The 9806-nt window shown below is 61.1% G+C and carries 9 protein-coding genes and 1 pseudogene; 7 read left to right on the forward strand and 3 right to left on the reverse strand.

Features of this window, described 5'->3' with window-relative positions:
- Nucleotides 1–89 precede the first annotated feature (89 nt).
- On the reverse strand, nucleotides 90–758 hold the full coding sequence (locus ACK5NW_RS10220) for a pseudouridine synthase (protein ID WP_416927677.1): 669 nt from the start codon (nucleotides 756–758) through the stop codon (nucleotides 90–92).
- Between ACK5NW_RS10220 and yaaA the strand changes: the two genes are divergently transcribed.
- The 5 genes from yaaA (at nucleotide 757) to ACK5NW_RS10245 (ending at nucleotide 5319) form a co-directional block, all read left to right on the forward strand.
- Nucleotides 757–1530, forward strand: a complete 774-nt coding sequence (gene yaaA / locus ACK5NW_RS10225) for a peroxide stress protein YaaA (RefSeq protein WP_416927679.1) — start codon at nucleotides 757–759, stop codon at nucleotides 1528–1530. The two genes, ACK5NW_RS10220 and yaaA, sit on opposite strands and share 2 nt — an antisense overlap.
- 24 nt (nucleotides 1531–1554) lie before the next feature.
- Nucleotides 1555–2406 (forward strand): 2OG-Fe(II) oxygenase, encoded by an 852-nt coding sequence (locus tag ACK5NW_RS10230; RefSeq protein ID WP_416927681.1) that lies wholly within the window; start codon nucleotides 1555–1557, stop codon nucleotides 2404–2406.
- Between the two features lie 65 nt (nucleotides 2407–2471).
- The gene (locus tag ACK5NW_RS10235) at nucleotides 2472–3389 is read left to right on the forward strand and encodes an alpha/beta fold hydrolase (RefSeq protein WP_416927683.1); all 918 of its coding nucleotides are present in this window, start codon (nucleotides 2472–2474) and stop codon (nucleotides 3387–3389) included.
- Complete coding sequence (gene queF, locus ACK5NW_RS10240; protein ID WP_416927685.1) at nucleotides 3386–4255, forward strand: NADPH-dependent 7-cyano-7-deazaguanine reductase QueF; 870 nt, start codon at nucleotides 3386–3388, stop codon at nucleotides 4253–4255. The genes ACK5NW_RS10235 and queF overlap by 4 nt, the downstream gene beginning before the upstream one ends.
- A gap of 311 nt (nucleotides 4256–4566) precedes the next feature.
- Nucleotides 4567–5319, forward strand: coding sequence for a GntR family transcriptional regulator (locus ACK5NW_RS10245; RefSeq protein ID WP_416927687.1), 753 nt, complete (start codon nucleotides 4567–4569; stop codon nucleotides 5317–5319).
- Nucleotides 5320–5370: 51 nt separating this feature from the next.
- Here ACK5NW_RS10245 and ACK5NW_RS10250 read toward each other — a convergent pair whose 3' ends face one another.
- Together ACK5NW_RS10250 and dinB are read right to left on the reverse strand one after the other, a co-directional pair.
- Nucleotides 5371–6213, reverse strand: coding sequence for an enoyl-CoA hydratase-related protein (locus ACK5NW_RS10250; protein WP_416927689.1), 843 nt, complete (start codon nucleotides 6211–6213; stop codon nucleotides 5371–5373).
- A 57-nt stretch (nucleotides 6214–6270) separates the two neighbouring features.
- A complete protein-coding gene (gene dinB / locus ACK5NW_RS10255; protein ID WP_416927693.1) occupies nucleotides 6271–7488 on the reverse strand; it encodes a DNA polymerase IV in 1218 nt (405 codons plus the stop codon).
- A gap of 293 nt (nucleotides 7489–7781) precedes the next feature.
- Here dinB and guaA point away from each other — a divergent pair, with 293 nt between their 5' ends.
- Together guaA and ACK5NW_RS10265 are read left to right on the forward strand one after the other, a co-directional pair.
- Nucleotides 7782–9398, forward strand: a complete 1617-nt coding sequence (gene guaA, locus ACK5NW_RS10260; protein WP_416927691.1) for a glutamine-hydrolyzing GMP synthase — start codon at nucleotides 7782–7784, stop codon at nucleotides 9396–9398.
- Between the two features lie 278 nt (nucleotides 9399–9676).
- Nucleotides 9677–9806: pseudogene (locus ACK5NW_RS10265) on the forward strand (IS5/IS1182 family transposase); the annotation flags it as partial.

A 9806-nucleotide genomic window follows, 5' to 3' on the forward strand; every position in this document is an offset into this window, starting at 1 on the left:
GCCAACCGGCCCCTTTTTTTGCGCCGCGATTACTATCGCTGCAATTCTTTTGCCGCCAGCGAAACATCTTTTGCAATCGAATATCTCACTCAAAACCCCCCGAATATGTCGCGCCGCTTCAGCCATAACCGCTGTACGCTGTGGTTCTGGGCAGCCAAATGCGTTGTCAATTGCGTCGCCAAATGCGAAGTCAGCGCGCGATTGAGCGGGCCTTTGCCGTGTGTGGCATCGCCAATGATGGGGTGGGCCATGTGCTTGCAATGGCGGCGCAACTGGTGGCGGCGACCAGTGTCAGGTTGCAGCTCGATCAGTGCGCAGCGCGTTTGCGCAAAGCCGCCGTAGGGCAAGGGCAGCGTGTAGCGGGCCAGCGTGCGCCAGCAGGTGCGGGCAGGCTGGATTTGTACCGCGCGGATGCTGGAGCGTTTGTCGTCGTTCATGCGTTTCAATGGATGGTCGATCACGCCCACGTCGGCAGGCCAGCCGCGCACCACGGCAAGGTAATTTTTGGTGACAGCAGCGTCAACCTGAAACATCTGTCCCAGCGCAGAAGCGGTGGCTGCGTTCAATGCCAGCAGCAATACGCCGCTGGTGCCTTTGTCCAGCCGGTGCACGGGCCACACGGGCTGGCCGATCTGATCGCGCAGCAATTGCAGGACAAAACGGGTTTCGCCTGCATCCAGCCCGGTGCGGTGCACCAGCAGGCCTGCTGGCTTGTGGACGGCGATCAAATCGGCGTCTTGGTACAAAATCGGCAGCATGTTGTTTTTATTGTCCCCGGCCAAAGCGCTGGATTACGACACTCCCGTGTCGCCCGATGTGTCGCACACCTCGCCCTTGTTGACCCAGCGCGCTGCTGAGCTGATCGAGGTGATGCGAGAAAAGTCGCCCAGCCAGGTGGCTGCGCTGATGAAGCTGAGTGACCCGCTCGCCAGTCTGAACGTGGCCCGTTATGCCGCCTGGCGACCTCGCCACACGATGAGCAATGCGCGCCAGGCGGTGCTGGCATTTGATGGCGACGTGTACGGCGGCTTACAAGCGCGCACGCTGAAAAATACCGAGTTGGACTGGCTTCAGCAGCATGTGTGTATTTTGAGCGGCCTGTACGGCGTGCTTCGTCCGCTGGACCGCATGCAACCGTATCGGCTGGAAATGGGCACACGCCTGTCAACGCCAAAGGGCAGCAACCTGTACCAGTTCTGGGGTGCGCAGATTGCCGATTACCTGAACCAGCGGCAAGCCGGTGAGCGTCAGCCCATCGTGGTCAATCTGGCCTCGCAGGAGTATTTCAAAGCAGTGGATCGCCGCGTGCTGAAGGCGCAGGTGATCGACTGCGTGTTTGAAGACTACAAGGGCGGGCAGTACAAGATCATCAGCTTTTTTGCCAAACGCGCGCGCGGGTTGATGGCGCGTTATGCCGCCCAACAGCGGGTGCGCAGTGTGCAGACACTGCATGCGTTTGATCTGGAAGGCTACGCCTACGCGCCCGCCGCCTCAGCGTCCGATCGGCTGGTGTTTCGCCGCAAGGCTTGATTCATTTTTAAAACACACATTGTCATGACCCAGCGAATCACCCCGGAACTGCGCCAGTGGATCGTCGAACAAGCCCAGGCGGGCTGCGCGGCCGAATCGGTGTTGCAATCGATGAAAACTGCGGGCTGGGACGAAGATGTGGCCATCGATGCCATGGAAACTTCGTTGCGCGGCCATCTGGATGGGCTGGCTGTGGCCCAGGGACAGCCCCCGACTGTGTCGGCGGTGCCTGAGCCGGACATGGCTGATTCGCCCCTGTACATCGACGTGGGCGACCGCAAGGTGGCGGTCGTCAGCGCCATGGCCAAGCCGCGCGTGGTGGTGTTCAGTGGCCTGCTGTCGGACGAGGAGTGCGACGCGTTGATCGACGCCGCCCGCCCGCGCATGAGCCGCTCGCTCACCGTGGCCACCAAAACCGGCGGCGAAGAGGTGCATGCCGACCGCACCAGCGAAGGCATGTTCTTTCAGCGCGGCGAGAATGATCTGGTGTCGCGCATCGAAGCGCGCATTGCCAAACTGGTCAACTGGCCGGTGCAAAACGGCGAGGGCGTGCAAGTGCTGCACTATGCGCCGGGTGCCGAATACAAGCCGCATTACGACTACTTTGACCCCAACGAACCGGGCACGCCAAGCATCATCAAGCGCGGCGGCCAGCGCGTAGGCACGGTGGTGATGTACTTGAACGATCCCATCAAAGGCGGCGGCACCACCTTCCCCGATGTGCATCTGCAAGTGGCCCCCCGGCGCGGTAACGCGGTGTTCTTCAGCTATGAACGCGCCGATCCCAGCACCCGGACACTGCACGGCGGCGCGCCGGTGATCGAGGGCGAAAAGTGGATCGCCACCAAATGGCTGCGCGAAGGCGAGTTCGTTTGATTTTGAGTACCAAAAATAAAGATCAAAATATGCCTTTATCGCAGGTGTGACAATAGATTGGCGCTATGAAAATTAAAGCAAACGGTATCGACATCGAAGTGGAAGACACCAGCGGCGCGGGTGAGCCGGTGTTGCTCATCATGGGCCTGGGCGGGCAACTGGTTCATTTTCCCGCCAGCTTTGTCAGCGCCCTGGTGCAGGCGGGTTACCGAGTGGTTCGCTTTGACAACCGCGACGCGGGCCTGTCGCGCCACTTTTCTGAAGCGGGCACGCCCAACACGCTCGGCAACGTGCTGCGCTACATGACCCGCATGCCGGTCAAGTCGGCCTACACCCTGCATGACATGGCGCACGACGCGCTGGGCGTGCTGGATGCGCTGGGCATTGCGCGGGCGCATGTATTTGGCGTCAGCATGGGCGGCATGATCGCCCAGCGTCTGGCCTTGGCCGCACCCGAGCGCTGCGCCACGCTGACCAGCGTGATGAGTTCCAGCGGCGCGCGTGACCTGCCCGGCCCGCGCGCCAAGGCGTGGCGCGCCATGGCGGCCAAGCCCAAGACAGGCCATGGTGCAGAGAAGGTGGTGCAGTACTACCTGAATTTTTTTAGCACCGTGGGCGGCCCGGCCTTTCCGCTGGACGAGGCCGAATTGCGTGCCGTGGTTCTGCACAGCATGGCACGCAACCACGATCCGGTGGGCACCTTCCGGCAAATGGCCGCCATCATGGCCGATACCACCCGCGCCGACGAACTGCCACGCCTGCGCTGCCCCACGCTGGTGCTGCACGGTGATGCCGACCCGCTGGTGCGCATTGAATGCGGGCAAGACACTGCGCGGCGTATCCCCAGCGCGCGCTGGGTCGTCATCCCCGGTGGCGGACACGACGCCTCGCCCGCCGCGTTTGCCGCTTACCTGCGCCATTGGCTGCCGTTTGCCGGCGAGCACCCGGCGCACGCCAACAACCCGCAGCCCGTTGTTTCATGACCGATTCACTTTCTGACCCGCATCGCGCGCTGCACGACAGCGCTTTGGGCAAAGCCACCGCTTATGTCGATCAGTACGAGCCGGGCCTGCTGTTTTCCATAGCGCGAGCACCGCAGCGCGCGCAAATTGGCATCACCGGTCAACCGCGCTTTTTTGGTGCCGATTTGTGGACGGCGTTCGAGCTGTCGTGGCTCAACCCGCGCGGCAAACCACAAGTGGCCATTGCGCACATCACCGTGCCGTGCGAGAGCACGCACATGGTGGAGAGCAAGTCGTTCAAGCTGTACCTGAACAGCTTCAGCGGCACCCGTTTTGCTGGTGCTGATGAAGTGCGTCAACGCATTCAGGCCGATGTCAACGCCGCCATCTGGCAGGGTAGGGCGGTGCAGGCCAGTGCGGGCGTGCGGCTGGTGGCACCGGATCTGTTTGACCAGCAGCCTATTCACGAACTGGACGGCCTGAACCTTGACCGGCTGGACATCGAATGTACGCACGAGCAACCTGCGCCAGAGCTGCTTGTTGCGGCTTTCGACGAACAACCCGTGGAAGAAACGCTGACCAGTCGCCTACTGAAAAGTAACTGCCCCGTCACCGGCCAGCCCGACTGGGGCAGTTTGCAAATTCGCTACACCGGGCCACAAATCGAGCAGGGCGGGCTGCTGCGCTATATCGTCAGCTTCAGGCGGCACAACGACTTTCATGAACATTGCGCAGAGCGCGTGTTTACCGATATCTGGCAGCATTGCCGCCCCACCAAACTGGTTGTGTACGCCCGCTACACCCGTCGTGGCGGGCTGGACATCAACCCCTGGCGCACCAGCCACCCCGGCCCGATACCGGCCAACGTGCGCACGGCGCGGCAGTAAGCTGCGCATCCCAGCTTTCCCCTATGCAACAAGCCCCATAAACCACGGGTCATTGCTCATCAAGTGCTTGTCAGCCCCATGCAAGTGTGGTGGCGCATTTAGATGTAGACCAAATTCGTCACACCGATGCTGGTGAGTCCTGTCCTATGGATGTATGAAATACCAAAACGTGCAAAACGTCCTGTTGAACGGTAACCATTGGATTCAAAATGACTCGTTTGCTAATACTTTTGGCGACGCACCACACGTCTAAATCCTGCGTTTAAAACGTTCAAACTACAGCGAATCTTAAAAATACCGGAGCACAACCTATGCCCACCACGTTTGATTCCATCCGCCTGGATGTGCAGGCGTCTGCGCCGTTGTGGCGACAGCTTTATTTGCAATTGGACGAGCTGATCATGTCAGGCAAGCTGCGCTCTGGCGACAGCCTGCCGCCAGAGCGCGACATGGCCGAGAAGTTGGGGGTGAGCCGTTCGACCGTCAAACGCAGCTACGACGAATTGCGCCACGCCCAACGCCTGGGCGGACGCGGGCGGGCGGGCAGCGTGGTGCGTGCACCGCGTCGCCACGGGCAGGCATCTGGCCCTTTGCGCGGTGTGGCTGAAGAACTGCAAGAGCGCGGCCATCAGCCCAGCAGCCGCGTGCTGCGGGTAGAAACTGTGTGCGACGAGCGCGTGGCGGCCATCTTTCATCGCCCGTCCACAGCCAGGTTGCTGTACGTGGAGCGGGTGCGCAGCGGTGATGGCCAGCCCATGGTGCTGGAGCGCGTGTGGTACGACCTGACCATGGCCCCGCAAATGGTGGGTTGGGATGGCTCAGGCCCGGCCTATGAGCGCCTGCGCCAGGCGATGAAGCTGGATCTGGGCAGCGCCGAGCAGTCCTTGCAAGCCATGCTCAGCTCGATGGACGATGCCCAGGCGCTGGGGCTGGACGGCACGCAGCCGCAGCCCTTCATGATGCTCAAGCGCCTGACGCACGCGGCCAATGGCGTGCCGGTGGAATATATGGAAGCGAGCTTTCGCGGCGACACCTACGTGTACCGCATGAACCTGATGCCTTGAACGCGCGCAAGCCAGAAGTGCAGGCGCACCCCGGCAGTCACTCACATTCAGTCAATCGCCAAAATCGCGCAACGGCTGCAAATCAGGAAACTGGGGCGCGCGTCGCTCTTTGGCCGCGCTGATGGCTTCGCGCACGTGCTGGTTGCTCCACACCGCGCCCTGCACCCAGCCCATTTGACGCAGGCTATCGTCTACGCTGTGGTCACGCGCGTAGTGAATCACCTGTTTGCTGCCCCAAATGGCCACTGGTGGCTTGGCCGCGATCTCCTTGGCGCATTGCAAGGCGGCGGCCACGCATTCGGCTTGTGTGGCAAATACCTCGTTGACCAACCCCACTTCCTTGGCGCGCGCCGCAGGCAGACGGCGGCCGGTGTAGGCCAGTTCTTTGGCCACGCCCAGCGGCACCAGCTTGGGCAGGCGTTGCAGCGTGCCCACGTCGGCCACCATGCCGATGTTGATTTCCTGCACGCAGAAAAAAGTGTCTGCTGCCGCGTAACGGATGCAAGCGGCGGTGACCAGGTCGACCGCACCGCCAATGCAGCCGCCGTGGAGTGCGGCGATGACCGGCATGCGCAGCGTCTCCAGCCGGGTGAAGGTGGCTTGCAGGTTTTGCAGCAAATCAAAAATCGCGGCACGCCCTTCGGCGCTGGCGTCGTCCAGCAAGATGGCGTCGCCAAACACGTCCAGCGCCATACCGGCTGAAAAATGCTTGCCGGTGCTGGAAATCACCAACGCGCGCGCCTGATTGCCGCGGTGCAGCACGGTCAGCGCCTCGTCCAGCTCGCGCCAGAAGGTGGGGCCCATGGTGTTCAGGGCATCAGGGCGATTGAGCACCAGATGCGCCACATGGTCGGTGATGGTGAGTTCAAAGCAGGTGAGGGCGGGTGTGTTCATGCGCCCAATGTAGCGCGATCGCAACCGGCTGGCGATCCGCTGTGCGACAGCCGATGCTCAGAACAGTTTGCCCGTAGTTGCTTCTAAATGCATAGCTGAATTTTCCTTCATACCAGTCTCTGAGAGTGGTTTTGATGTCTGCTCGATTTTGGACAACGATCCCACCCGAACCCCCAGCAGCCGCAGGCGGCGGCTCAAGTCCACGCGCTTGAGACACAGCCCCGCCACGCGGCGGATTTGGGTCGCGTCGTTGGTTGGCCAGTCGATGGTCTGGTCGCGCGTGGCGATCTTGAAGTCGCCATAGCGCAGCTTGATGCCGATGGTTTTGCCCGCGTAGCCCTTGCGCTGCAAGTCCAACGCCACCTGCTCGGCCAGCCGGGTGAAGATGGTGCTTAAAGTGGCGCGGTCGTGTACGGCGTGCAAGTCGCGATCGAACGTGGTCTCGCGGCTCATGCTGACCGGCTCACTCTCGGTCACCACCGGGCGATCATCGCGGCCCCAGGCGGCGTCGTGCAGCCACGCGCCGTAGCTTTTGCCAAAACGCTGCATCAACCACAGGCGCTCGCGCGCGGCCAGCTCACCAATGGTGTGAATGCCTTGCGCTTGCAGCTTGGCGTCGGCCTTGGGGCCAATACCGTTGATCTTGCGCGCGGGCAGCGGCCATATCAGCGCTTGCAGGTCATCCGGCTGCACCACGCTGATGCCATTAGGCTTGTCGAACTCGCTCGCCATCTTGGCCAGCAGCTTGTTGGGCGCTACACCGACCGAGCAGGTTAAGCCCGTGGCGTCAAAAATACTCTTTTGAATCAACCGCGCCAGCACCCGCCCGCCCTCGCGCTGGCCACCCGGCACGTGGGTGAAATCGATGTACACCTCGTCAATGCCCCGGTTTTCCATCACCGGGGCAATCTCCAGGATTACCGCTTTGAAGACGCGCGAATAGTGGCGGTACTGCTCAAAATCCACCGGCAGCAAAATTGCCTGCGGGCACAGCTTGGCCGCCTTCATCATCCCCATCGCCGAACCCACGCCAAATTCGCGCGCCGCGTAAGTCGCGGTGGTGATCACGCCGCGGCCCACGTAATCGCGCAGCAGCGGAAAAAAATCCACCGGAATTTCTGCCAGATCATCCGCCGTCCAGACGCGCTCGGGCCGCTCCACATTCAGCCGCTCGATCAGCGCATCTTCCTTGCGCCGTCCGCCACCAATGACCACCGGCAGCCCTTTGAGCTGCGGATAGCGCAGCCACTCGACCGAGGCGTAAAACGCGTCCATGTCGAGGTGGGCGATGCGGCGGGGTGAAGCAGGGGTGTTGGACACGGCGGGATAACTTTACCGCTGCTGTGCGATGCGTAATGGGTTCGGCCAATGCATTGGTGCGCCGACTTGCCTTTTATCGTTTCGTGCAGGTTTTGGATGGATTGCATGAATGAAGCAATGCCAAAGGCTATTTATTTGATAGCTGTTAACTCTTGATTAGCAAGGGTAAAACGTTAATTTAACGTAGAATTTATCCTTTTCGGATGTGGCGGCTGCTGCCGTGGCACCCGCGTTTGGTTTTATCCACCATGCAACACCAGAAAATCCTCATTCTCGATTTCGGCTCTCAGGTCACGCAGCTCATTGCTCGCCGCATCCGCGAGGCGAATGTGTACTGCGAGGTGCACCCTTGTGATGTGACCAGTGACTGGGTGCGAGACTACGCAGCCGATGGGCAACTGAAGGGCGTGATCCTCTCCGGCAGCCACGCCAGCGTGTACGAAGTGGACGACAAGGCCCCCGATGCGGTGTTCGAGCTGGGCGTGCCGGTGCTGGGCATTTGCTACGGCATGCAGACCATGGCGCAGCAGCTGGGCGGCAAGGTGGAGGGTGGCCACCAGCGTGAATTTGGTTATGCCGAGGTGCGCGCGCGCGGCCACACGGCGCTGCTCAAAGACATCCAGGACTTCCACACGCCGGAAGGTCACGGCATGCTCAAGGTGTGGATGAGCCACGGCGACAAGGTGACCGAGCTGCCGCCCGGCTTCAAGCTGATGGCCAGCACGCCCAGTTGCCCGATCGCCGGCATGGCCGACGAGGCGCGGCATTTTTATGGCGTGCAGTTCCACCCGGAAGTCACACACACGGTGCAAGGCAGGGCGCTGCTGGAGCGTTTTGTGCTGCAAATCTGCGGCGTGCAACCGGATTGGGTGATGCGCGATCACATTGCTGAGGCCGTTGATGCCATCCGCACCCAGGTGGGTGATGAGGAGGTCATTTTGGGCCTGTCGGGCGGGGTTGATTCCAGCGTGGCAGCCGCGCTGATCCACCGCGCCATCGGCGACCAACTGACTTGCGTGTTCGTCGACCACGGCCTGCTGCGCCTGAACGAGGGCGACATGGTGATGGACATGTTCGCGGGCAAGCTGCACGCCAAGGTGGTGCGGGTAGACGCGAGCGCGCTGTTCCTGAAAGAACTGGCCGGCGTGGCCGACCCGGAGCAAAAACGCAAGATCATCGGCCGTTTGTTTGTCGATGTGTTTAAGGCCGAGGCCGCCAAATTGACTGCGTCGGGCGCTTCCAAATCAGGAGCGAAGTGGCTGGCCCAGGGCACCATCTATCCGGACGTCATCGAATCCGGCGGTGCCAAGAGCAAGAAAGCAGTCATCATCAAAAGCCACCACAACGTCGGTGGCCTGCCCGAGCAACTGGGTTTGAAGCTGCTGGAGCCGCTGCGCGATTTGTTCAAGGACGAAGTGCGCGAACTGGGCGTGGCCCTCGGTTTGCCGCACGACATGGTCTACCGCCACCCGTTCCCGGGGCCGGGCCTGGGCGTGCGCATCCTGGGCGAGGTGAAGAAAGAATACGCCGACCTGCTGCGCGAGGCCGACGCCATCTTCATCGAAGAGCTGCGCTCCACTATCGAGCCGCACAGCGGCAAAAGCTGGTACGACCTGACCAGCCAGGCCTTCACCGTGTTTTTGCCGGTGAAAAGCGTGGGCGTGATGGGCGACGGCCGCACCTACGACTACGTGGTGGCCCTGCGCGCCGTGCAAACCAACGACTTCATGACCGCCGACTGGGCCGAGTTGCCGTACGCACTGCTCAAGAAAACATCCAGTCGCATCATCAACGAAGTGCGCGGCATCAACCGTGTCACCTACGACGTCAGCAGCAAACCACCAGCGACGATCGAGTGGGAGTAATGTGCAGTGATTTCAAGACGTTCAGCAGCGTCTTGAATTTCACAAAATTACATTAATAATCAACAGCTTATGCATCCTAAGGCACCCAGCGGGATGCAGCCAAAGCCAGAGTTTTAGACGGTAGCTGTGACGGTAAATCTGTGAATCTCTGAGGCGCTGCTTCCCTTTACCGACAAGGGTCTTGACGGTAAAGTTTTACAAGGAAAGCTGCCATGCTCACAGACACAGAACTGCGCAAACTGCGCCCAAAAGAAAAAACCTTCAAAGTTGCCGACCGAGACGGCATGTACCCCAGCAGGCATCGAAGCGACATGCTCAGTGCGCTGGGCTATCGCGAGCACATCCAGCGCAAGGGCCAGAAAGACAAGCCCTTGAGCGAATGCCAGAAAAAGCGCAACACGCGCATCG

Source organism: Ottowia sp., from assembly GCF_047975795.1.
GTDB lineage: Bacteria > Pseudomonadota > Gammaproteobacteria > Burkholderiales > Burkholderiaceae_C > Ottowia.